The organism is Streptomyces sp. NPDC055078 (assembly GCF_053607985.1).
In genome coordinates this window covers 1-21,751 of sequence record NZ_JBSGUP010000067.1, presented here as the reverse complement: position 1 = coordinate 21,751, position 21,751 = coordinate 1, and the positions used below count along the sequence as shown (strand labels likewise).

The window sequence follows — 21,751 nt, the reverse complement described above, 5'->3', positions numbered from 1 at the left end:
GGAAGGCCCTCAGTCGGCTCCCTGTCACGGCCATCGCTTGAACATGTTCAAAAAGAGGTCTACATTCGTGCGTGGCATACTTTTGAACGCGTTCAAGGAGCGTGGGCATGGACCTCAATGTGGTCGCGTACATCGTGTATCTGCTGATCAGTGTGGCCCTGACCGTCTGGGTGGCCCGCACGCTGAGCCGCAACGGCCGGATCTTCCTCTCCGATGTGATGCACGGGAACGAGAAGCTCGCCGAGGCGGTGAACCATCTGCTGGTCGTCGGCTTCTATCTGGTGAACCTCGGCTTCGTCGCCCTGTATCTGCGGGTCGCCGAGACCGTCCGGGACGCGCGGGGACTCTTCGACGCGCTCTCGGTGAAGCTGGGCGTCGTTCTGCTCGTCCTCGGGGTGATGCATCTGTGCAATGTCTATGTCCTCAACAAGATCCGCCGCCGGGGCGTGATGGAGCGCGAACAGCTGCCGCCGGTACCGCCGGGGGCCTGGACCACTCCGGCCGGCAAGGGTCCGTGGACCCCGCCGGCCACCGGTCAGGCCGGAGCGTGACCACCGTGGCCGCCCAGCCGGACCACCGGGCCCCGGCCGCCCCCGGCCGCGCCGGTCGCCCCGGCGTCCCGATCAGTGCACTGACGGTCCTCTACGACGCGCAGTGCTCCCTCTGTGTCCATCTGCGGCAGTGGCTCCACCGCCAGCGCCAACTGGTGCCGCTGAGGCTGGTGCCCGCCGGGTCGCGGGAGGCGCGGGAGCTGTACCCGGGGCTCGATCATCCGCGTACCCTGCGCGAGATCACCGTCATCGGCGACCGGGGCCAGATCTTCAGCGGATCGGCCGCCTGGATCGTCTGCCTGTGGGCACTGGCCGAGCACCGGCCCAAGGCACACTGGCTGGCCACCCCCGCCGGAGCACCGTTCGTCCGGGCCACCATGCTCGCCGCGGCCAAGTACCGGGAACTGGCCGCACCGCAGTCCGCGGCGGCCCCGGAAGCGGCAGCCGCCCCGGCGGGGCCGGGCCCGGCGGCTGCGGTCCCGGCGTCGTCGGACCCGGCGGCTGCGGTCCCGGGAACCGGCGACGGCCCGGCGGTGGACCCGGGAGCGGGCGGCGGCCCGGCGGTGGGCCCGCCCTGCGACGACCGGTGCGACGCGCCCCGTTAGGCTCGGACACCGTGACTGACGTGCAGGCTCCCAAGAGTGCCCCCAAGAGCGAGCAGACCCGCACGCTCATCCTTGAAACCGCGCTCCGGCTCTTCCAGGAGCGCGGTTACGACAAGACGACGATGCGGGGCATCGCCAAGGAAGCCGGTGTCTCGGTCGGCAACGCGTACTACTACTTCTCCTCCAAGGAACACCTGGTCCAGGGCTTCTACGACCGGATCGCGGCCGAGCACCGGGTCGCGGTCCGGCCGGTCCTGGACAGGGAGACCGCGCTGGAGGCGCGGCTGGCCGGAGTGATGCTCGCCTGGCTGGAGATCGCCGAGCCGTACCACGAGTTCGCGGCCCAGTTCTTCAAGAACGCGGCCGATCCCGAAAGCCCGCTCAGCCCCTTCTCCCCCGAGTCGGAACACGCCCGCGAGGAGGCCATCTCGGTCCACCGGGAAGTCCTGCGGGGCGCGAAGGCCAAGGTGCCCGACGAACTGGCCGATGTCTTCCCGGAGCTGATGTGGCTGTCCCAGATGGGGCTCGTCCTCTACTGGGTCTTCGACCGCTCGGAGGGCCGCGGACGCAGCAGACGCCTGGCGGAACAGGGCGCCCGGCTCACCACCCGGGGCATCACCCTCTCCCGCTTCCGGGCGCTGCGGCCCCTCGTCCACGATGTGCACGAACTGCTGACGGATCTGCTGCCCGGGATGGCGGGGAGCATCGCCGCGCGGAAGAAGGGCTGAGCCCCGGGTTTCCGGCACCGGGCCCCCGGCCCCGGGCGTGTTTCGAAACCCGCCCAGCACCTCCCGGGGCAATACACCTAGCCGAGTTCCGCCGCCAGCAGTGCGGCGGTCCTGGCCACCAGCGGGTTGTCGGCGGGCGCGTCCTTCTCGGGTTTGGCCGTCAGGACGGCCATCACGATCGGGGTGCCGTCCGGCGGCCATGTGATGCCCGCGTTGTTGTTGCCGCCGTAACTCCCGCCGCCGGTCTTGTCGGCGACGATCCAGTCAGCGGGCAGGCCGGCCCGGAATCGCTCGTCGCTGGTCGTGTTGGCGAGCAGCCAGCCGGTGAGCCGTGCCCGGTCCCGGGGCGTGAGCGCGTCACCGAGCACCAGGCGCGCGTAGGTCCGGCCGATGGCGCGGGGGGTGGTGGTGTCGGTCACGCGCCATGGTTCCGCGGAGTTGAGTTCGGGCTCCCATCGATCGAGCCGGGTCCTGCCGTCCCCGATCGAGCGGCTGAAGCGGGTGATGGCGGTCGGTCCTCCCAGCTCCCGGAGCAGCAGGTTTCCGGCGGTGTTGTCGCTGTGGCGGATGGCGGCGTCACACAGCTTGCCGACGGTCATGCCGCCCTCGACGTTCGCCTCCTCGCTCGCGATCGGGGAGTAGCCCGACTTCTCGACGTACTCCGTGGTGTACCGGATACGCCTGGCCAGGAACTCGCCGTCGTGGTCGAGGTCGCGCAGTACGGCCGCCGCGGCGATCGTCTTGAACAGCGAACACACCGGGAAGCGTTCGTCCGCGCGGTACGCCACCGTCGCGCCCGTGCGCATATCGCGGGCGAACACACCGAGCCGGGCGGAATGCCGCTGTTCGAGTTCCCTCAGCCGCGAGGTGATGCCGTCCCGGTTGGGCAGGGCGTGTGCCGTCCCGCCGACGGCGAGGGCGGCGGAGAGTGCCGTACCGGCGCCGACCGCGAGTGCGGTGCGGCGGGACGGGCGAGGAGGTCCTGTGGTGGGCAAGGGCGTTCCCTTCGGAGGTGATCATGACGTACCGCAATACGCGGTGGCGGCCGGGGTGGTTTCGCCGCGGGTACGACCGGGCCGGCGCGGCGCCCGGCATCAGCGCGAGCGGGCACGCGCCCACCTTTGCGTGTCTCGTACACGCATGCATGAGTACCGGTACTCAGAGATCCTCAGAGACCCCGGTGGATCGCGAAGCCTCGGCGAGGCTTCCTCGGCATCAGAACGTGGTGTTGCCGAAGGCGACGCAGAACGCGACGAGACCTGCGGCCCACAGGCCCAGCGTGCCGAGGAGAGCCCCCGTGGCAGCCGCGACGCCGGGGCGGCGGCCCAGCACCGTGCCGAGAATCCAGGTGAGGCCGGCGCTGATCGCGGGCACGCCCGCGATCAGCAGGGCGGCGTTCACGAGTGACCGCTTGGCCTGGTGGTTGGCACGCCAGTCGGTGGTGCTCTTGTGCTGGAGCGCGTTATCGGCCGCGTACCACAGCCCGCCCAGCAAGGGGAGCAGGAGCAGCGCCGTCACCACCAGGATCGTGATGATCGTACGCCGCCCCCGCGCGGCCGTCGCCTCGGAGGTATCCGTCACCTGGGCATCGTGCGCGGGAGCCGCCGCGCACCGCCATCCGTACGCGTACTCAGTGCGCCGACCGGCCGCGCCGCCCCCGGCCCGTCCGCCTGACGTGCCCTCCGGCCGGACGGCACAGCCTGGAGCCAGTCCCCAGAGCTACTCCCTAGAGCCACTTCCTAGAGCCACTCCAGTTCCCACAGCCGCCAGATACCGGTGCCGTCCGTCAGGAACTGTGAGCCGCCGATGCCCCGGGTGGTCAGGACGTAGTCCTTCTTCTGCCACAGCGGCACCATCGGCACGTCATCGGCGACCACGCGCTGGATCGCCTTGAAGTCGCCGGTGGCCTGGGAGCGTTCGTCGTACTGCTGGGTGTTCACGATCAGCCGGTCGACGGTGCGGCTGGCGTAGCCGTTGTGGAGGGTGGAGTCCTTGCCGACGAGCGGCTGGGTGAAGCTGTCGGGGTCCGGGAAGTCGGGGAGCCAGCCGAGGGTGTACGCGTCGTAGCGGCCGTCCGCGTACTCGCGCTGGAACAGCGTCCAGTCCTTGGCGAGGACCGTCACCTTGAACAGCCCGCTCGCCTCAAGCTGCCGTTTCAGCTCGGCCGCCTCCTCCGCGGGGCCGCCGTCGGCCCGGTGCGCGAGGGTGAAGCTCACGGGGAGGTCGACCCCGGCCTCGGCGAGGAGTTGGTGGGCGCGGACCGCGCTGGGCTCGGGGTAGCGGTCGAAGAAGGGGTTGCTGTGGGCCAGGGCACCGCGCGGGATCAGGGAGTACAGCGGCTCCACGGTGGACCGGTAGACGGTGTGCGCGATCCTGCCCCGGTCGACCACCGAGGCGACGGCCCGGCGTACCGCCTTGCGCGCCATGGGAGAGCCGTCGCGCAGATTGAAGACGAGACTGCGGGTCTCCGGGCTCTGGGCCTCGGTCATCCGCAGCCGGGCGCTGGTGGTGGGGGTGAGGGCGGCGATCGTCGCGGCCGGAAGCTGACGGTGGGTGACATGGAGCTGGTGCGCCTGCCAGGCCGCCGCCAGCTCCCCCGACGTGTGGAAGTAGCGGATCTCGATCGGGCCGCCGGTCTTCTTCAGCGCTCCCCGGTAGGCGGTGTTGGGCACCAGGCGGGCGCGGGTGCCGTGCTCGTACTCCTTGAGGACGTACGGACCGGAGCCGTCGACGGCCGTGCCCGTGCGCAGCTTCCCGCTCGGGTACCGGGAGCGGTCGACGATCGCCCCGGCGCCGGTGGCGAGCTTCTGCGGGAAGGTCGCGTCGGGGGCGCCGAGACTGAAGGTGATCTTGTTGCCCAGGGTGGTGACGCGCTTAAGGGCGCTGAACAGCGGCTGCGGGCCGACGTCCGCCTTGATGGACAGCATCCGCTCGAAGGAGTGCCGCACATCGTTTGCGGTCATCCGGTTGCCGTTGGCGAACCGGAGGTCGCCGCGCAGTTCGCACACGTACGTCCGCAGATCCCGCCCGGCGAAGTCGCAGGAGCGGGCGGCGTCGGGAACGGGGGTGAGGCCACCGGGCTTGAAGGTGAGCAGCGACTGGTAGAGGTTGCTGAACATCGCCCAGGAACCGGCGTCGTACGCGCCCGCCGGGTCGAGGGAGGTGATCGCATCGGTGGTGCCCACGGTGATCGGGTCCTGATCGGCCTGTTCGGGCGGCAGCAGTTGCCAGCCTCCGACAGCCGCGATGAGTACCACCGCACAAGTGACGAGTACGCGCAGACGGATCGACTGCATGGCTGGCCGCTCCCCTTCGAGCCCACCCCCCGTGCGGGTCAGCCCATCACAAGGGGGCGCGCGAGGGGGGCGCTTCGGCCATTCAATGGTGGAATCTTTACCCCAACTACGCCTGGCGGGACGCGAGTTGGACGACCGTGATATCGGAGGACGCGCCGACGCGGACGGGCGGTCCCCAGGCGCCCGCGCCCCGGCTCACATAGAGCTGGGTGTCGCCGTACCGTTCGAGTCCGGCGACGGTCGGGTTGGCCAGTTCGGCGATGAGGCTGCCGGGCCAGAGCTGGCCGCCGTGGGTGTGGCCGGAGAGCTGGAGGTCCACGCCGTGGTCGACCGCGTCGTGGACGACCACGGGCTGGTGCGCGAGCAGTACGGACGCCCGCGCGCGGTCCCGGTCGCCCAGGGCCCTGGTGAAGTCGGGGCCCTGGTCCGTGGCCTCTCCCGCCGGATCGTTGACCCCGGCGAGGTCGAAGCCGCCCGGGATCTCGACGCGCTCGTTCTCCAGGGGTCTAAGCCCCAGCTCGCGGACCTGGTCGACCCACTCATCGGCCCCGGAGAAGTACTCGTGGTTGCCGGTCACGAAGAACGCCCCGTGCCGGGCCTCCAGCCGCGCCAGCGGCTCCGCCGCGGGCCCGAGATCGGCGACGCTGCCGTCGACCATGTCCCCGACGACGGCGATGAGATCGGGCCGGGTCGCATTGATGGTGTCGACGATGCGCCGGGTGTGGCCGATGCCGAGGATGGGCCCGAGGTGGATGTCGCTCACCACGGCGATACGGAACCCGTGCGCGGCCCGGGGCAGCTTGGCGAGCGGGACGGTGACCCGCTTGACCCCCGGCCCGTTCAGTACGCCGTACGTGCCGTAGCCGACGGTCCCCAGCGCGGCGGCGGCCACCCCGCCCCCGACGACCCGTGAGACGAAGAGCCGGCGGGAGACGGTACGGGGGGTGTCGCCGTCCGCCGGACCGGGCGGGGCGGCCGTGTCCGGGGCGGGGGGCCCGGTCGGGGTGCCGGGCGCCATCGGGGCGTCGGGCGCGGGCCGGACCGTGTCCTCGTCTCCCGGCGCCGTCGTGGCGGTCCCGGACTCGACCGCGACCGCGCCCGGCCGGGGCGCCGCGGCCCGGCCGAGGGGGCCGTGGGCCGCACCGGTTCCGGACAGGGACGGGGTCGCGGGCTCGTCCCGGGCGGCGCGGGACTCGTCCCCGGCCTCAGGCTCTCCCCGGACGGAGGACTCGCTCCGGACGGAGGACTCACCCCGGCGGGTGGAGCCACTCGGGACGGCGGACTCACCCCGGACGGGGGAATCGTCCCGGCCGGGGGCGTTCGCCGGTCCAGGAGAGGCGTCCGGGCCAGAAGACCTGTCCCGCCCAGGAGAGGCGTCCGGGCCAGAAGACCTGTCCCGCCCAGGAGAGGCGTCCCGGCCGGAAGACCTGTCCCGCCCAGGGGAGGCGTCCCGGCCGGATGCCCTGTCCCGGCGCAGCCAGACCGCCCGTACCAACTCCCCCACGAGCAGCCACAGCACCAGGTACAGCAGCAGCGCCAGCCAGAGGTACCCCGGCCAGGCCAGCACCTGTTCCAGCCAGAAAGGCGCCCCTGCCCGCCCGGACACCAGCGCTCCCACCGACAGCAGGGGGAGCACCCACACCGCCGCCGTACCGATCCGGCGTGCCGCCCCTCCGGGCCGCGTCGTGTCGCGGACCAGCCGCCGCCACACGAACCAGTGCGCCCCCACGAGCAGGGCGAGCGCCGCGACCACGACGAGCAGGACGACCACGATCACAGACAGCTCCCCTATTCTTCGCGCCGCAGGGCACGAACCGCACGCAACCCGATGACTCCGACGACCGTCCCCAGAAGCAGGGACGTCACGGCGAGCAGGAGGTGGACCCAGAAATAGCCCGTCGGGTCACCCGCGTCGTCGAACGCGAGCCCGCTGCCGTCCTTCCACAGGTTTTTAACGAAAGTGACCCATATGAACCAGCTCCACACCCCGAAGGAGAGCAGGAACCAGGACACGGGGCGGCTGAGCTTCATACGACCAGTATCCGGGCCGCCCCCCGCCAGGGGCCTCCGGGGTGGGCTGTCCCGGCGGCATGCACGGCGAGTCATCAAGCCGATAACCATATTTTCTTATTTGCCCTGTACTTTCACGTCCGTGTCTGCCCTGAAGATCATCGCGAAGAAGACCGCGCTGACGGTCACCGCCGCCTCGCTGCTGCCACTGCCCCTGCTCGCCGCCGCGCCCGCGTCCGCACGGACCCACGACGGCAAGCCGGGCACCGCCGCGCGCAAACAGCCCAACCCGCCGGCGTCGATGTCCACGGTCGGCGGCACCCGGCTGGGGAAGGCGGGCACCCAGGTCAGCCTGGGCGCGGGGGCGCCCGTACTGCCCAAGGAGCTGACCGGGCGGTCCTGGATCGTCGCGGACGCGGAGTCCGGTGCCGTACTCGCCGCGCACAACTCGCACTGGCGGCTCCCCCCGGCGTCCACGCTCAAGATGCTGTTCGCCGACACCCTGCTGCCCAAGCTGCCCAAGGCCGCCACGCACACCGTGACCCAGGCCGAACTGGCGGACGTCGGCCCCGGCAGCAGCCTGGTGGGGGTCAAGGAGGATCTCAGCTACACCGTCCACGATCTGTGGCTCGGCGTCTTCCTGCGCTCGGGCAATGACGCGGTCCACGTCCTGTCCGCGATGAACGGCGGAATCCCCAAGACCGTCAAGGACATGCAGGCACACGCCGAGGAGATTCAGGCGCTCGACACCCAGGTCGTGTCGCCCGACGGTTACGACGCGAGCGGCCAGGTCTCGTCCGCGTACGACCTCACGCTGATCGCCCGCAGCGGGATGCAGAAGAAGGACTTCCGCGAGTACTGCTCCACGGTCAGCGCGAAGTTCCCCGGTGAGATGGACGGCGCCAAGCGCGAGACATTCGAGATCCAGAACACCAACCGGCTGATGACGGGCGACGGTGTCTCCCCGTACCAGGGGATCGCGGGCGTCAAGAACGGCAACACCACCCACGCGGGCGCGACCTTCACGGGCGTCGCCGAGCGCAACGGCAAGGTGCTCCTCGTCACGGTCATGAACCCGGAGTCCGACGAGAGCCAGGCCGTCTACAAGGAGGCCGGACGGCTGCTCGACTGGGGCTTCGCGGCGGCCGGGAAGGTCACCCCGGTCGGCGAACTGGTCCCCCCGAGGTCCGCCGAGACCGGCGCGAACGGCGGCGCCCGCCAGGGTGCTCCGGCGAAGCCCGCCGCCAAGGCCACCGAGCGCTCATCGGGCGGAGTCGGTACGGCTCTGGCGATCGCGGGCGGGGTGCTGATCGCCCTCGCGGGCGCGGTGTTCCTGGTCAACCGGCGCTGGCCGCTGCGGCGCGGATAGCCCGTGCCGGGCGGGGCGGCCGGGTCACCGCGGGTCCCGGTACGACCGATCGGGACGGGTCACCGCACGACCCGTCCCGGCGGGAGCAGCGCATGCACCACACAACCCGTACGGGCAGCGAGCCCCTCTCGCTCAGACGCCTGGACGCCGCCCCTCCCGCTCAGACGCCTGGACGCCGCCCCTCCCGCTCAGGCGGTTCCGGTAGCGCGACGTCAGGCCGGCCGGGCGGCCCGGTGGCCCGGCCTCAGGCCGGCCGGGCCGGGCCGGGGTCCCCGGTGCCGCCCTCCGTCCGGGCGGACTCACCGGCCCGCGCGGAGTCGCCGCAGTGCCCGGACTCGCCGCTGTCCCGGGCGGACTCGTCGGCCCGGACGGAGTCACCCCCGTCCCGGGTGGCCGTCCACGCCGCGCAGAACAGCAGCAGCTTCGCCGTGAAGTTGATCCAGAGCAGCAGGGCGACGGGCACCCCGAACGCCCCGTACATGCTCTTGGACGCGACCTCCCGCATATAGCCGCTGAGCAGCAGCTTCAGCAGTTCGAAGCCGATCGCGCCGAGCAGACCCGCGACCACCACCCGGCGGCGCGCGGGGTGCACCCCCGGCAGCAGGGTCAGCAGATAGAACAGCAGCAGGAAGTCGGCGACGACGGCGATGGCGATCGCCGCGACGGACAGCAGGACGCCCTCGGCCCCGCCCTCGTCGATCCCCAGCCGATCCGCCGTCCAGCCGACGGCGGTGGAGCCGAGCGCGGACGCACCGAGGGAGGCGAGGGCCGTCGCGCCGAGGCCGAGCAGGATGCCCGCGTCCTTGACCTTACGGAGCACGGGGTTGCCCTCGTCCTCGTCGTCCTTCCCCCACACGGCCCGCAGACAGTCCCGCATCGAGCCGACCCAGCCGATGCCGGTGAGCAGCAGCAGCAACCCGGCGACGGCGCCGACCGTGCCCGCGTTGGCGACCAGGGAGCCGATGTCGAGCTGGTCGGAGATGCCGGGCACCTGGTCGCTGATCTTGTCCTCCAGCTCGGTCAGCTGCTCCTGGCTGAGCAGCGCGGCCCCGACGACGGCGGCGACGGTGATCAGCGGGAAGAGCGCGAGAAAGCTGAGGAAGGTGATCGCGGCGGCAAGCCGGGTCCAGTGGACGCGGTCCAGGGTCTCGTACGAATGCCAGGCATGGGTCCTCATCAGCCGGGCCGCCACCGGGCCGATGAGGGGGAGCTTGGTCAACCAGTCCATGGCCTTCGCCTACCCTCCGTCCGGAACACCAGTGACACCAGTAACCCGCCGCCGGAATCGCGGACGGACCGCGCGCGGGGGACGGACCGCGCCCGGGGGACCGCCCGGCGCGGGCAGGGACCGTGTCACAGGCCGGCCACCGCCAGGCCGTACATCGCGGCCCACACCACCCCGATGACGGCGAGCGCCCGGTCGCGCAGCACCACGTCCTCGGGCGCTCCCGCCGCGCCCCGGTCGGCGAAGACCGCGTACCGCAGCACCGCGAGGATGAAGGCGATCATGGATAGCTGCCGCCAGGGCAGCAGCGCCCGGTCGTCCGCACCGCCGCTCTCCAGGGCCCACAGACAGTAGGCGAGTACGGCGACCCCGGCGGCGAGCTGCCAGACGAAACGCAGATATCCGGTCGTGTACTCGCCGAGGAGCGCCCGGGTCGCGCCCTTGGCCTGCTCAAGCTGGACGGCCTCGGAGTACCGTTTCGCGGCCACCATGAAGAGCGCGCCGAAGCCGGTGGTGATCAGGAACCACCGCGACAGAGGGATACCGAGCGCGACCCCGCCGATCATCGCGCGCATCAGAAAGCCGGTGGTGACGACGGCCATGTCGACGACGAGTACATGTTTCAGCCAGACGCAGTACGCGAGCTGCATCGACAGATACGCGGTGAGGAGCGCCCCGGTCATGGGCGTGCACAGGGCGGCGGCCCCGGCGACGGAGCAGACGGCGAGCACCGCACCCGCCGTATAGGCGACGGATACGGGGACCTCACCGGCCGCGACGGGCCGCAGCCGTTTCTCGGGGTGGGCGCGGTCGGCGGGGGCGTCGCGCGCGTCGTTGACGAGGTAGACGGCAGCGGCGGCGGCGGTGAAGAGGGAGAAGACGACGGCCAGTCGGGCGAAGGTGCCCGGGGAGTCCAGTTCCCCGGCCGCGGCGGGCGCGGCGGCGACGAGGACGTTCTTGACCCATTGTCTCGGGCGCGTGGTCCTGAGCAGTCCGGCGGGCAGGCCGGTACGCCGGGCCGGTGACGGCCCGCCCGGCTCGGGTCGCTCGGGCCGCTCCAGCAGCGCGGTGCCGCGCTCAGTCATTCCGCTCGCCCCCCGCTCCGGTACCTGACGTGAGGGGTCCGGTCCCGGCAGCCCCGCTACGGAACGCGACGGGGCCGGTCCCGGCGGCGAGGGGGCCGGTCCCCGGCCGGACCAGCCAGCGGCACCCGAGACGCGCGGCCAGCGCCCCGAGGGCGGCGCCCGCCGCGATATCGGTGGGGTAGTGGACCCCGACGACCAGCCGTGACACACACATCGCGGCGGCGACCGGGGTGCCGATCCGCCGCGCGGCGGGCAGCAGCGCACCGAAGGCGACCGCGGCAGCGACGGCGGAGGCGGCGTGCGAACTGGGGAAGGAGTACCGCCCGGCGGTCCGCACCAGCGGCGGAAGCAGCGCCTCCCGACCGTTCAGGGCGTCCGTCGATGGCCGCCGCCGTACGCGAGAGGAATCCGGGCCCGGACCGGATGTTTCCACCGGACCTGACCGAACCACCGGCACAGGCACGCCCCGCACCAGGAGGCCCGGTACCGGAGGTCCAGATACCGGAGGTCCAGATACCGGAACACCCCGTACGGGACGACGCCGTACCGGCACATCCCCCGGCCGGGGCCGCCGTACCACCCGCTTCACCACCATGCTCGCCAGGTGCGCCGCGCCCACCAGCGCGGTCGCCCGCAGCCAGGGCCCCCGGCGCCCGCGGTCCACGGCCGCGCCCGTGAAGCCGGTCGCGAGCCAGAGGGCGCCGTGTTCGCCCGCGAAGGAGAGCGCGCGGGCGGCGGTGGCCACGCGCGGCCGGCCGCCGCAGTCGCGGAGCGCGGCCAGCAGCCGTCTGTCGGCCGCCGCGCAGTCGACGTATCTCATTCGCCGCCCCTTCTCATGAGCCCGAGGCCCTTCCCATGAGCCAGGGGCGACTCTTCTGGGCGGTCGGCCGACTTCCCACCAACTTCTTTGATGACACTCGTTTAATCACCCATTTCGGCGAGTCCATCAGAGCGTCAGAAAATGCGGGCATAAGTGGCGATACGGTCATGAGTATGCCTGCCGATGCCCGAACCGCCGCCGCCACCGACCCCGCTCACCGCACTGATTCCGCCCAGCCCGCCCACCCCGCCCACCCCGCCCACCCCGCTGACCTTGCCGACCCGTTCGTCACCGTCACCGGCTGGGGCCGCACCGCCCCCACCACCGCCCGGGTACTGCGCCCCCGCTCCCCCGCCGAGGCCGCCGCGACGGTACGGACCTGGGGCGCGCGCGGCGGGATCGCGCGGGGGCTCGGCCGCGCGTACGGCGACGCGGCGCAGAACGCGGGCGGCACCGTCCTCGATATGACCGCCCTGGACCGCGTGCGCGCCATCGACGCCGACGCGGGGATCGTGGTCTGTGACGCGGGGGTGAGCCTGCACCGGCTGATGGAGGTGCTGCTGCCGCTCGGCTGGTTCGTCCCGGTGACGCCGGGCACCCGGCAGGTCACCGTAGGCGGGGCGGTCGGCGCCGATATCCACGGCAAGAACCACCATGTCAGCGGCTCGTTCTCGCGCCATGTCCGGGCGCTGGAACTGCTCACGGCCGATGGCGAGATCCGTACGGTCCTGCCGGGCACCGCGCTCTTCGACGCCACGACCGGCGGCATGGGTCTTACCGGGGTGATCCTCTCGGCGACCGTACAACTGCTCCGGGTGGAGACCTCCTGGATGTCCGTCGACACCGAACGGGCGGCCGATCTGGACGATCTGATGGCCCGTCTCTCCGCCACCGACCACCGCTACCGCTACTCGGTCGCCTGGATCGATCTGCTCGCCCGGGGCCGCGCGCTGGGGCGCTCGGTCCTCACCCGCGGCGAGCACGCACCGCTGGAGGCGCTGGGCGCGCGGGCCCGGCGCGCACCGCTCGCGTTCCGCCCCGGGCGGGGGCCCGCGCCGCCCGCCTTCGTACCGGGAGGGCTGCTGTCCCGTCCGGCGGTCGCTCTGTTCAACGAGTTCTGGTACCGCAGGGCCCCCCGGTCGCGGACCGGTGAACTACAGCCCCTGTCGGCGTTCTTCCATCCGCTGGACGGCGTCCCGCACTGGAACCGGATCTACGGCCGGGACGGCTTCGTCCAGTACCAGTTCGTGGTCGGGCACGGCCGGGAGGAGACCCTGCGCCGGGTGGTCCGGCGCATCGCACGGCGCGGCTGCCCCTCCTTCCTGGCGGTCCTCAAACGTTTCGGCGAAGGCGATCCCGGCTGGCTCTCCTTCCCGATGCCCGGCTGGACACTCGCGCTGGACATCCCGGCCCGGCTGCCCGGACTCGGCGCCTTCCTCGATGAACTGGACGAGGAGATCGCGGCGGCGGGCGGCCGGGTCTATCTCGCGAAGGACTCCCGGCTGCGCCCGGAGTCGCTCGCCGCGATGTACCCGAGGCTCGCCGACTTCCGCGCGCTGCGGGCCCGGCTCGACCCTCAGGGAGTCTTCACCTCCGATCTCTCCCGCCGTCTCACCCTCTGACTCAACGGCCACCCGCGCCGACTCGCCCGCCCCACCCCGTATCCGTATCCGTTATAGGAGACCCGGTCATGAAGGACGCCTTCGGCACCCCGCAGTCCCTGCTCGTCCTCGGCGGCACATCGGAGATCGGACTCGCGGTCGCCCGCCGGCTGATCGCCCGCCGCGCCCGTACGGTCTGGCTGGCGGGCCGCCCCTCCCCCGACCTCGACGCCGCCGCGGACTCCCTGCGCGCGCTCGGCGCCGATGTCCGTACGGTCCCCTTCGACGCGCTGGACCCCGCACCCCACGAGGAGACGCTCGGCAAGGTCTTCACGGAGGGCGACATCGATCTGGTGCTGCTCGCGTTCGGCGTCCTGGGCGACCAGGCGAACGACGAGGGCGACCCCCCGGCCGCTGTCCGGGTCGCCCAGACCAACTACACGGGAGCCGTGTCGGCCGGACTCGTCTGCGCCGCCGGGCTCCAGAACCAGGGCCACGGCTCCCTGGTGGTGCTCTCGTCGGTCGCCGGGGAACGCGCCCGCCGCACCAATTTCATCTACGGCTCAAGCAAGGCCGGCCTTGACGCCTTCGCCCAGGGCCTCGGGGACGCCCTGCACGGCACGGGCGTGCACGTCATGGTCGTACGGCCCGGATTCGTGCGGACGAAGATGACCTCGGGCCTGCCCGACGCGCCCCTCGCCACCACCCCCGAAGCGGTCGCCGCGGCCGTGGAGACGGGACTGCGGCGCAGGTCGGAGACGGTCTGGGTGCCGGGGGCGCTGCGGGTGGTGATGTCGGCGCTGCGGCATGTGCCGCGCCCGCTGTTCCGCCGCCTGCCGGTGTGAGCGCCGGGCGGGGGTGACACACCACGAAGCCAGGAAGCCAGGAAGCTAGGAGGGGGTGAAGGGCGCGGTGGCGGGTTCGTCCACCGGGGAGCCCTGCGCCGGTACGGACCCGATACCGCCCCCGAACGCGTACTCGTGCAGCTTGCGCCACACCCCGTCAGCTCCCTGTTCGTACAGCGCGAAGGAAGCGCAGGTCCAGGCCGCCTCGAAGTCGGCCAGTTCCTCGTACGCGGCGTCCATCGCCTCCTCGGCGATGGCGTGGGCGACGGTCACATGCGGGTGGTACGAGAACTGCAGCTCGCGCACCAGCGGCCCGGACGCGTCCCGGACCCGCTTCTGGAGCCAGGAGCAGGCCGCCGCGCCCTCGACGACCTGGACGAAGACGACGGGTGAGAGCGGACGGAAGGTACCGGTCCCGGACAGCCGCATGGGGAACGGCCTGCCCGCCGTGGCCACCTTGGTGAGATGCGCCTCGATCGCGGGCAGCAGCGCGGGATCGGCCTCGGTGGGCGGCAGGAGGGTGACATGCGTGGGAATACCGTGCGCGGCGGGATCCCCGAAGCCCGCGCGCAGCTCCTGGAGCAGGCTGCCGTAGGGCTCCGGGACCGCGATCGAAACGCCGAGCGTTACGGTCCCCACGTGGTTCTCCTTCAGTCCTGAGGGGCAGTCGTCCAGCCGCCAGTGTGGGGGCTGGACAGCGGGTGTGGCCAGAGGCGTTGGACACAGTGGGGCAGGGCCGAGAGACCCCCCGCGCTGTGTCCGTATGTGGTAGAGGCCCTGATGCGGGCCGGTAAGGCTCATGCCCGGGGCCGTCGCGCCCCGGTCCTGGAGTCAGTGCTTCGCGGGCAGGAATCCCACCCGGTCGAAGGCCGCGGCGAGGGTCTCGGCGGCCACCGCACGCGCCTTCTCGGCGCCCTTGGCCAGAATCGAGTCCAGCGTCTCGGGGTCGTCCAGATACTCCTGTGTACGGCTCCGGAACGGCGTGACGAACTCCACCATCGCCTCGGCGAGGTCCGTCTTCAGCGCCCCGTACATCTTGCCCTCGTACTCCTTCTCCAGCTCGGCGACGGTCGCGCCGGTCAGGGTGGAGTAGATCGTGAGCAGATTGCTGACACCGGGCTTGTCGACGGGGTCGAAGCGGATCACGGTGTCCGTGTCGGTGACCGCGCTCTTGATCTTCTTCGCGGTCGACTTGGGCTCGTCGAGCAGATTGACGAGCCCCTTCGGGGTGGAGGCCGACTTGCTCATCTTGATCGTCGGGTCCTGGAGGTCGTAGATCTTCGCGACCTCCTTGACGATGTACGGGGCGGGGACGGTGAAGGTGTCGCCGAAGCGGGTGTTGAACCGCTCGGCGAGATCGCGGGTCAGCTCGATGTGCTGGCGCTGGTCCTCCCCGACCGGGACGGCGTCCGCCCGGTACAGCAGGATGTCCGCCACCTGGAGGATCGGGTACGTGAACAGACCGACGGTGGCGCGGTCGGTGCCCTGCTTGGCGGACTTGTCCTTGAACTGCGTCATCCGGGCGGCCTCGCCGAAGCCGGTCAGACAGTTCATGACCCAGCCGAGCTGCGCGTGCTCGGGCACATGACTCTGGATGAAGAGGGTGCAGCGCTCGGGGTCGAGACCGGCGGCGAGCAGCTGCGCGGCGGCGAGCCGGGTGTTGGCCCGCAGCTCCTTCGGATCCTGCGGCATGGTGATCGCGTGCAGGTCGACGACCATGTAGAACGCGTCATGGGTCTCTTGCAGCGCCACGTACTGGCGGATCGCTCCGAGGTAGTTCCCGAGGTGGAACGAGCCGGCGGTGGGCTGGATGCCGGACAGAGCGCGGGGTCGGTCTTGGGCCATGTTCCTCATTGTCTCAGGTGTGGAACCGGGCTCTGTCCGCCGGTTCGGGAACGGGTTTCACCGGTACGGGACGGGCGCCCGGACACCGCCAGGGCCGCCCGGTGGACCGGCGGAACCCGTCCGCCCGGACCGGCGGGACCGGTCCGCCCGGACCGCCAGGTCATGCCCCCACCGGGACCGCCGGGACCGCCGGGCCCACCCGGACCGCCGAGGCCGGCCCGGCCAGAACCCCCAGGCCCCGCCCCGCCCCGACCCCGGCGGAATCCACCGGAAGGCTGCTCAGACCGTGAGGCCCGGCGCCGGATACGCCCCCATCAGCTCGGCGACCTCGGCGCGGATCGCGGTGAGCGCGGCCTCGTCGCCCGCCCCGGCAGCGGTCACGCCCCGGTCGATCCAGTCGGCGACGGCGGCCATGTGCTCGGTGCCGAGGCCGCGCGAGGTGAGGGAGGGGGTGCCGATACGGATACCGGAGGGGTCGAAGGGCTTCCTCGGGTCGTACGGCACGGTGTTGTAGTTGACGACGATCCCGGCCCGGTCGAGCGCCTTCGCCGCCACCTTGCCCGGCACGTCCTTGGGGGTGAGGTCCATCAGGATCAGATGGTTGTCGGTGCCGCCGGAGACCAGGTCGAAGCCGCGCGCGAGCAGCTCGTCGGCGAGCGCGCGGGCATTGGCGACGACGGCCCCCGCGTAGTCGCGGAAGGAGGGCTGCGCGGCCTCGTGGAGCGCGACCGCGATGGCCGCGGTGGTCTGGTTGTGCGGGCCGCCCTGGAGGCCGGGGAAGACCGCCTTGTCGATGGCCTTGGCATGCTCGTCGCGGGACATCAGCATGGCGCCGCGCGGACCGCGCAGGGTCTTGTGGGTGGTCGTGGAGATCACATCGGCGTGCGGTACGGGCGAGGGGTGCGCGCCGCCCGCGATCAGTCCGGCGATATGGGCGACATCGGCGACCAGTACGGCGCCCGACTCGCGGGCGATCTCGGCGAAGGCGGCGAAGTCGATGGTGCGGGGCAGGGCGGTGCCACCGCAGAAAATGAGCTTCGGCCGCTCCTTGAGGGCCAGCTCGCGCACCTCGTCGAAGTCGATGAGACCGGTGTCCTGGCGGACGCCGTACTGCACACCGTTGAACCACCTGCCGGTGGCGGAGACCCCCCAGCCGTGGGTGAGATGGCCGCCCATCGGCAGGGCCATGCCCATCACGGTGTCGCCGGGCTGGGCGAAGGCGAGATAGACAGCGAGGTTGGCCGGGGAGCCGGAGTAGGGCTGGACGTTGGCGTGCTCGACGCCGAAGACGGCCTTGGCGCGGGCGACGGCGAGCCGTTCCACCTGGTCGATGATCTGCTGGCCCTCGTAGTAGCGGCGGCCTGCGTACCCCTCGCTGTACTTGTTCTGGAGGACGGTGCCGGATGCCTCCAGGACCGCGCGGGAGACATAGTTCTCGCTCGGGATGAGCCGAAGGGTCTCCGCCTGGAGCTGTTCCTCGGCGCCGACGAGCTGGGCCAGCTCCGGATCGGCGGCGGTGAGAGCGGGGTGAGGCAGGGGCGTGGTCATGACGTCCTCCGAGGTCACGGGCGGTGTCCGGGGTACGCCCGGCCCCCTCGCCAGGGGCAGGGGGCGGGCGGCACCCATCCGGGATGGGTCGCCGGGGTGCCCAGGCGGGCGGCACCTCGTTCGCTCCTGCGCGCACGGCTTCCCCGCGGTTACTTCCGCGTACGCCAGTCGCCGTGCGTACCCTCAACCCTAGTACCCGCTCCCCACAGCAGGTTTCTTCGTCCGCCGCACGAGTGACGATAGAAACAGGTGCACACCGACCCCCACGCCGGATGTCTTGTCTTGCAGCAAAGATCCAGTGAACGGAGATACCCGTGTCCGCAACCGAGAGCGCCATCGCTGCCGCCGAGGTACACAGCGCGCACAACTACCACCCGCTTCCCCTCGTCGTCGCCACGGCGGACGGTGCGTGGATGACCGATGTCGAGGGCCGCCGCTACCTCGATATGCTCGCGGGTTACTCCGCGCTCAACTTCGGCCATGGGAACCGCCGGCTGATCGACGCCGCCAAGGCCCAGCTCGACCGGGTCACGCTCACCTCCCGCGCCTTCTACCACGACCGGTTCGCCGAGTTCTGCGCCCGGCTGGCGGAGTTGTGCGGCATGGAGATGGTGCTGCCGATGAACACCGGGGCTGAGGCGGTGGAGACGGCGGTGAAGACCGCCCGCAAGTGGGGCTACCGGGTCAAGGGCGTCGCGGCCAACACGGCGAAGATCGTCGTCGCCGCGAACAACTTCCACGGCCGTACGACGACGGTGATCAGCTTCTCCACCGACCCGGAGGCGCGGGCCGACTTCGGGCCGTACACCCCCGGGTTCGAGATCGTCCCGTACGGGGACCTCACCGCGATGGAAGCGGCGGTCACGGAGAACACGGTGGCCGTCCTGCTGGAGCCGATCCAGGGCGAGGCCGGGGTCCTGGTGCCCCCGACCGGCTATCTCGCGGGCGTCCGGAAGCTCACCCGCGAGCGGAACGTCCTGTTCATCGCGGACGAGATCCAGTCGGGTCTGGGGCGTACGGGGAAGACGTTCGCCTGTGAGCACGAGGACGTCGTGCCGGACATGTACGTCCTGGGCAAGGCGCTGGGCGGCGGGGTCGTGCCGGTGTCGGCCGTGGTCTCCTCCCGGGAGGTGCTGGGGGTCCACCGGCCCGGCGAGCACGGCTCGACCTTCGGCGGCAATCCGCTGGCCTGCGCGGTCGCCCTGGAGGTGATCGCGATGCTGCGCACGGGCGAGTACCAGCAGCGCGCCACCGAACTGGGTGACCATCTCCACCGTGAGCTGGGCCTGCTGACCGGCGGCGGCGCGGTGGACGCGGTGCGTGGCCGCGGTCTGTGGGCGGGCGTGGACATCGCGCCCTCGCACGGCACCGGCCGCGAGATCTCCGAGAAGCTGATGGACCGCGGGGTCCTGGTCAAGGACACCCACGGCTCCACGATCCGGATCGCCCCGCCCCTGGTGATCAGCAAGGAGGACCTGGACTGGGGCCTCGACCAGCTCCGCGCGGTCCTGGCCCGGTGACACGGGTGACGCGGGTGATCGAGGGACCCTCGTGACCGGGTTACCGGGTGCCGGGTCACCGGGTGGCCACTCTGGCACCCGGGTGACCCGCCGTGCCCGCTGCCCGCTGCCCGCTGCCCGCCCGACCGGCCCGGCCCCGCCGGACCGGTCAGGCGGAGCGGGCGGCCCGGCCCGTACGGAATCGCGGGGCCACGGCTCCAGCAGGCCCCGGGCGCGTCAGGGCAGAACGCGGCAGAGGGTGTCCAGCGCACCCGCCCAGGCGCTCTCCGGCGGGGTTCCGTATCCCACCACCAGGGCGTCGCCGCGCGGCGGGGTGTCCTGGTGCCGGAACCGGGAGAGCCCTTCGAGCGCGAGTCCGTGCCGGGCCGCGGCGCGCAGCACGGAGCGCTCGGTGCCCGGCGGCAGTTCGAGGACCGCGTGCAGCCCCGCGGCGACCCCGGTGATCCGGACAGCGGGCGCACGCTCCGCCAGCGCGGCCCGCAACTGGTCACGGCGGCGGCGGTAGCGCAGCCGCATCCCCCGTACATGACGGTCGTACGCGCCGGAGGCGATGAACTCCGCCAGCGTCAGCTGCTCCGGCGCCCCCGTTGCCCAGTCGATCCTCCCCTTGGCTTCGAGCACCTTCCCGACCAGGTCGGCGGGCAGCACCAGCCAGCCCAGCCGCAGCCCCGGGGCCAGCGACTTGCTCACGGTTCCCAGATAGACCACCCGGTCGGGGTCGAGGCCCTGAAGGGCGCCGACCGAGCGCCCGTCGTAGCGGAACTCCCCGTCGTAGTCGTCCTCCAGGACGAGCCCGCCCGTCGCACGCGCCCAGTCGACCACGGCCGCGCGCCGGTCGGCGGGCAGCGAGACACCCACCGGGAACTGATGGGCGGGCGTCAGCAGTACGGCCCCGGTCCGGGCCCCTGCCCCGCCCGGGCCACCCGCCCCCAGGGTGTCCACCCGCGTCCCCCGCGCGTCGAAGGGGAGCGCGGGCGTCCGCAGTCCCGCGGCGGCCAGCACATCCCAGTGGTCGTCCAGCCCGTACGCGTCCACCGCCGTCTCCCGGGCCCCGCGCCGCCGCAGCACCTCGCCCATCAGCATCAACCCGTGACCAAAGCCCGCGCACACCACGATCCGCTCCGGGTCGGCGAGCACCCCACGGGCGCGGGCCAGATAGTCGGCCAGCACGGTCCGCAGTTCGATCCGGCCGCGCGGACCCCCGTACCCGAACGCGTCGCTGGGTGCGGCGGTCAGGGCCCGGCGGGCCGCTTTCAGCCACTGCGCCCGGGGGAAGGCGGTCAGGTCGGGCGAGCCCGGCATCAGGCTGTACCGGGGGCGGGGACTGGCCGGCGGCGCGGCGGCCACACCCGCGGGCCGGTGCGGTACGGCACGGGGCGCGACCCGGGTGCCCGAACCCTGGCGGGCGACGAGCCAGCCCTCGGCGACGAGTTCGGCGTACGCGGCGGCCACGGTGTTGCGGGCGACACCCAGATCGGCGGCGAGCGAACGCGACGACGGCAGCAGCGCCCCGGGGGCGAGCCGTCCCCCGCGTACGGCCTCGCGCAACGCCTCCGTCAGTCCGGCGCGCAGCCGGGAGCCATGCAGCTCAATGTCCAGATCGGCGCCGATTCCGGAGGCGGGAGCGACCGAAGTGGCCCAAGCTTTCTCCATGGAACTGGACCATACCGCTGCGCCACATCGCCATTAGATTCACGGCCATGGGCACTGACACGACCACCGGCACGGGCACGAGACCCGACACAGGTACGGGACCCGACACGGGCACGAGACCCGGCACAGGTACGGGACCCGGCACAGCCACGGACCCAGCCACCGGCCCGGAAGCGAGAACCGACCGGCTCCCCGCGCACCCGCCCCGCCTCCACTGGACACGGCTCGCCCCGGACGTCTACCACGCCATGGTCGCACTGGACCGCGCCGCCAGAAAGGGCGTCGCCCCGGTGATCCTGGAGCTGGCCAAGATCCGGGCATCCCAGATCAACCGCTGTGCCGTCTGCCTCGACATGCACGCCGAGACGGCGCTGGCGGCGGGCGAGTCGGTCCAGCGGATCGTCCAGCTCAGCGCGTGGGCGGAGTCGCGGCACCTCTACACGGCCCGGGAGATCGCCGCGCTCGAACTGACCGACGCGATCACGATCCTCCCGGGCGGCTTTGTGCCGGACGAGGTGTACGAGAGGGCCGCGAAGGAGTTCGACGCGACGGAGCTGACCCATCTGATCGCGGGTATCACGGTCATGAACGCCTGGAACCGCTTCGGAGTGACCGCCCGGATCGGCATCGGCTACTACGGACGCCCGCGGGCGAGCCACGACCACTGAGATCACCAAGGAGCGCATCGCCATGACCAGTGCCGTTCAGACCTTCCACGCACTCCATCACGACCGCCCCGCCGATGATCCGCTCGTCCTGCCGGGACCGTGGGACGCGGTCAGCGCCGCCGCCTTCGCCGACGCGGGCTTCCCGGCACTCGCGACCCCGAGCGCCGGGATCGCGGCGGTACTCGGCTACGAGGACGGGCAGACCCCGGCCGACGAGATGTTCGCGGCGATCGCCCGGATCGTCCGCGCGGTGGACATCCCTGTCTCGGCGGACATCGAGGCCGGGTACGGGCTGCCGCCGGCCGAACTGGTCGCCCGGCTGCTGGAGACGGGCGCGGTCGGCTGCAATCTGGAGGACTCGATCGACAAAGTGCTCCAGGAC

The 21,751-nt window shown here is 72.0% G+C and carries 21 protein-coding genes and 1 riboswitch; of the genes, 9 read left to right on the top strand and 12 right to left on the bottom strand.

The annotated features are described in order from the left end of the window. The first annotated feature begins 107 nt into the window (after positions 1-107). From ACWF94_RS08920 to ACWF94_RS08910, 3 genes are read left to right on the top strand one after another with little or no spacing between them, the layout of a single operon-like run. Positions 108-551 carry a hypothetical protein gene (locus tag ACWF94_RS08920; protein ID WP_453486122.1) on the top strand — a complete coding sequence of 148 codons (444 nt, stop codon included), beginning with the start codon at positions 108-110 and terminating at the stop codon, positions 549-551. Beyond that, positions 548-1,156: a thiol-disulfide oxidoreductase DCC family protein gene (locus ACWF94_RS08915; RefSeq protein WP_453486120.1), complete on the top strand. Its 609-nt coding sequence runs from the start codon at positions 548-550 to the stop codon at positions 1,154-1,156. The genes ACWF94_RS08920 and ACWF94_RS08915 overlap by 4 nt, the downstream gene beginning before the upstream one ends. Before the next feature lie 11 nt (positions 1,157-1,167). Then, positions 1,168-1,884 (top strand): TetR family transcriptional regulator, encoded by a 717-nt coding sequence (locus tag ACWF94_RS08910; protein WP_453486118.1) that lies wholly within the window; start codon positions 1,168-1,170, stop codon positions 1,882-1,884. Positions 1,885-1,961: 77 nt separating this feature from the next. Here the strand turns inward: ACWF94_RS08910 and bla are convergent, their stop codons facing one another. The 5 genes from bla to ACWF94_RS08885 all read right to left on the bottom strand — a co-directional run bounded on the left by bla (position 1,962) and on the right by ACWF94_RS08885 (position 7,211). Further along, a complete protein-coding gene (gene bla / locus ACWF94_RS08905) occupies positions 1,962-2,879 on the bottom strand; it encodes a class A beta-lactamase (RefSeq protein WP_453486116.1) in 918 nt (305 codons plus the stop codon). A 220-nt stretch (positions 2,880-3,099) separates the two neighbouring features. Further along, positions 3,100-3,465 (bottom strand): hypothetical protein, encoded by a 366-nt coding sequence (locus tag ACWF94_RS08900; protein ID WP_453486115.1) that lies wholly within the window; start codon positions 3,463-3,465, stop codon positions 3,100-3,102. A gap of 158 nt (positions 3,466-3,623) precedes the next feature. Continuing rightward, complete coding sequence (locus ACWF94_RS08895) at positions 3,624-5,180, bottom strand: ABC transporter substrate-binding protein (RefSeq protein WP_453486113.1); 1,557 nt, start codon at positions 5,178-5,180, stop codon at positions 3,624-3,626. A gap of 106 nt (positions 5,181-5,286) precedes the next feature. Beyond that, on the bottom strand, positions 5,287-6,957 hold the full coding sequence (locus ACWF94_RS08890) for a metallophosphoesterase (RefSeq protein ID WP_453486112.1): 1,671 nt from the start codon (positions 6,955-6,957) through the stop codon (positions 5,287-5,289). Between the two features lie 11 nt (positions 6,958-6,968). After that, on the bottom strand, positions 6,969-7,211 hold the full coding sequence (locus ACWF94_RS08885; protein ID WP_453486110.1) for an SCO4848 family membrane protein: 243 nt from the start codon (positions 7,209-7,211) through the stop codon (positions 6,969-6,971). 130 nt (positions 7,212-7,341) lie between these two features. Between ACWF94_RS08885 and ACWF94_RS08880 the strand changes: the two genes are divergently transcribed. Continuing rightward, a complete protein-coding gene (locus tag ACWF94_RS08880) occupies positions 7,342-8,559 on the top strand; it encodes a D-alanyl-D-alanine carboxypeptidase family protein (RefSeq protein ID WP_453486124.1) in 1,218 nt (405 codons plus the stop codon). 244 nt (positions 8,560-8,803) lie between these two features. On the opposite strand, the gene ACWF94_RS08875 is transcribed toward ACWF94_RS08880, so the two are convergent. The 3 genes from ACWF94_RS08875 to ACWF94_RS08865 all read right to left on the bottom strand — a co-directional run bounded on the left by ACWF94_RS08875 (position 8,804) and on the right by ACWF94_RS08865 (position 11,689). Further along, a complete protein-coding gene (locus ACWF94_RS08875) occupies positions 8,804-9,787 on the bottom strand; it encodes a YihY/virulence factor BrkB family protein (protein WP_453486108.1) in 984 nt (327 codons plus the stop codon). A gap of 125 nt (positions 9,788-9,912) precedes the next feature. Then, the gene (locus tag ACWF94_RS08870; RefSeq protein ID WP_453486107.1) at positions 9,913-10,869 is read right to left on the bottom strand and encodes a decaprenyl-phosphate phosphoribosyltransferase; all 957 of its coding nucleotides are present in this window, start codon (positions 10,867-10,869) and stop codon (positions 9,913-9,915) included. Next, complete coding sequence (locus ACWF94_RS08865; protein WP_453486105.1) at positions 10,862-11,689, bottom strand: phosphatase PAP2 family protein; 828 nt, start codon at positions 11,687-11,689, stop codon at positions 10,862-10,864. Before ACWF94_RS08865 ends, ACWF94_RS08870 begins: the two co-directional genes overlap by 8 nt. Before the next feature lie 173 nt (positions 11,690-11,862). Between ACWF94_RS08865 and ACWF94_RS08860 the strand changes: the two genes are divergently transcribed. Next, positions 11,863-13,311: an FAD-binding protein gene (locus ACWF94_RS08860; protein WP_453486103.1), complete on the top strand. Its 1,449-nt coding sequence runs from the start codon at positions 11,863-11,865 to the stop codon at positions 13,309-13,311. 68 nt (positions 13,312-13,379) lie between these two features. Continuing rightward, entirely contained in the window at positions 13,380-14,135 is a 756-nt protein-coding gene (locus ACWF94_RS08855; RefSeq protein WP_453486101.1) for a decaprenylphospho-beta-D-erythro-pentofuranosid-2-ulose 2-reductase, read from the top strand. 45 nt (positions 14,136-14,180) lie between these two features. Here ACWF94_RS08855 and ACWF94_RS08850 read toward each other — a convergent pair whose 3' ends face one another. The 3 genes from ACWF94_RS08850 to ACWF94_RS08840 all read right to left on the bottom strand — a co-directional run bounded on the left by ACWF94_RS08850 (position 14,181) and on the right by ACWF94_RS08840 (position 17,528). Next, positions 14,181-14,774 (bottom strand): 2'-5' RNA ligase family protein, encoded by a 594-nt coding sequence (locus ACWF94_RS08850; RefSeq protein ID WP_453486100.1) that lies wholly within the window; start codon positions 14,772-14,774, stop codon positions 14,181-14,183. Between the two features lie 192 nt (positions 14,775-14,966). Beyond that, positions 14,967-15,980 carry a tryptophan--tRNA ligase gene (gene trpS / locus ACWF94_RS08845; protein WP_453486098.1) on the bottom strand — a complete coding sequence of 338 codons (1,014 nt, stop codon included), beginning with the start codon at positions 15,978-15,980 and terminating at the stop codon, positions 14,967-14,969. A gap of 279 nt (positions 15,981-16,259) precedes the next feature. Further along, entirely contained in the window at positions 16,260-17,528 is a 1,269-nt protein-coding gene (locus ACWF94_RS08840) for a serine hydroxymethyltransferase (RefSeq protein WP_453486096.1), read from the bottom strand. Between the two features lie 91 nt (positions 17,529-17,619). After that, a riboswitch (ZMP/ZTP riboswitch) is annotated at positions 17,620-17,710 on the bottom strand. Between the two features lie 132 nt (positions 17,711-17,842). Between ACWF94_RS08840 and rocD the strand changes: the two genes are divergently transcribed. Beyond that, positions 17,843-19,048 carry an ornithine--oxo-acid transaminase gene (rocD, locus tag ACWF94_RS08835; RefSeq protein WP_453486094.1) on the top strand — a complete coding sequence of 402 codons (1,206 nt, stop codon included), beginning with the start codon at positions 17,843-17,845 and terminating at the stop codon, positions 19,046-19,048. Between the two features lie 216 nt (positions 19,049-19,264). Here rocD and pdxR read toward each other — a convergent pair whose 3' ends face one another. Continuing rightward, positions 19,265-20,701 (bottom strand): MocR-like pyridoxine biosynthesis transcription factor PdxR, encoded by a 1,437-nt coding sequence (gene pdxR, locus ACWF94_RS08830; RefSeq protein WP_453486092.1) that lies wholly within the window; start codon positions 20,699-20,701, stop codon positions 19,265-19,267. A gap of 47 nt (positions 20,702-20,748) precedes the next feature. Between pdxR and ACWF94_RS08825 the strand changes: the two genes are divergently transcribed. Both ACWF94_RS08825 and ACWF94_RS08820 read left to right on the top strand, forming a co-directional pair. Then, positions 20,749-21,369, top strand: coding sequence for a carboxymuconolactone decarboxylase family protein (locus tag ACWF94_RS08825; protein WP_453486090.1), 621 nt, complete (start codon positions 20,749-20,751; stop codon positions 21,367-21,369). Positions 21,370-21,391: 22 nt separating this feature from the next. Then, a partial coding sequence (locus tag ACWF94_RS08820; protein ID WP_453486088.1) for an isocitrate lyase/phosphoenolpyruvate mutase family protein occupies positions 21,392-21,751 on the top strand: 360 nt, incomplete at its 3' end.

Bases quoted from the DNA above. Each gene is read 5' to 3' on its own strand.
- ACWF94_RS08920 (WP_453486122.1), top strand. From the start codon at position 108: ATGGACCTCAATGTGGTCGCGTACATCGTGTATCTGCTGATCAGTGTG.
- ACWF94_RS08895 (WP_453486113.1), bottom strand. From the start codon at position 5,180: ATGCAGTCGATCCGTCTGCGCGTACTCGTCACTTGTGCGGTGGTACTC.
- ACWF94_RS08885 (WP_453486110.1), bottom strand. From the start codon at position 7,211: ATGAAGCTCAGCCGCCCCGTGTCCTGGTTCCTGCTCTCCTTCGGGGTG.
- ACWF94_RS08875 (WP_453486108.1), bottom strand. From the start codon at position 9,787: ATGGACTGGTTGACCAAGCTCCCCCTCATCGGCCCGGTGGCGGCCCGG.
- ACWF94_RS08870 (WP_453486107.1), bottom strand. From the start codon at position 10,869: ATGACTGAGCGCGGCACCGCGCTGCTGGAGCGGCCCGAGCGACCCGAG.
- ACWF94_RS08865 (WP_453486105.1), bottom strand. From the start codon at position 11,689: ATGAGATACGTCGACTGCGCGGCGGCCGACAGACGGCTGCTGGCCGCG.
- ACWF94_RS08860 (WP_453486103.1), top strand. From the start codon at position 11,863: ATGCCTGCCGATGCCCGAACCGCCGCCGCCACCGACCCCGCTCACCGC.
- ACWF94_RS08855 (WP_453486101.1), top strand. From the start codon at position 13,380: ATGAAGGACGCCTTCGGCACCCCGCAGTCCCTGCTCGTCCTCGGCGGC.
- trpS (WP_453486098.1), bottom strand. From the start codon at position 15,980: ATGGCCCAAGACCGACCCCGCGCTCTGTCCGGCATCCAGCCCACCGCC.
- ACWF94_RS08840 (WP_453486096.1), bottom strand. From the start codon at position 17,528: ATGACCACGCCCCTGCCTCACCCCGCTCTCACCGCCGCCGATCCGGAG.
- pdxR (WP_453486092.1), bottom strand. From the start codon at position 20,701: ATGGAGAAAGCTTGGGCCACTTCGGTCGCTCCCGCCTCCGGAATCGGC.
- ACWF94_RS08825 (WP_453486090.1), top strand. From the start codon at position 20,749: ATGGGCACTGACACGACCACCGGCACGGGCACGAGACCCGACACAGGT.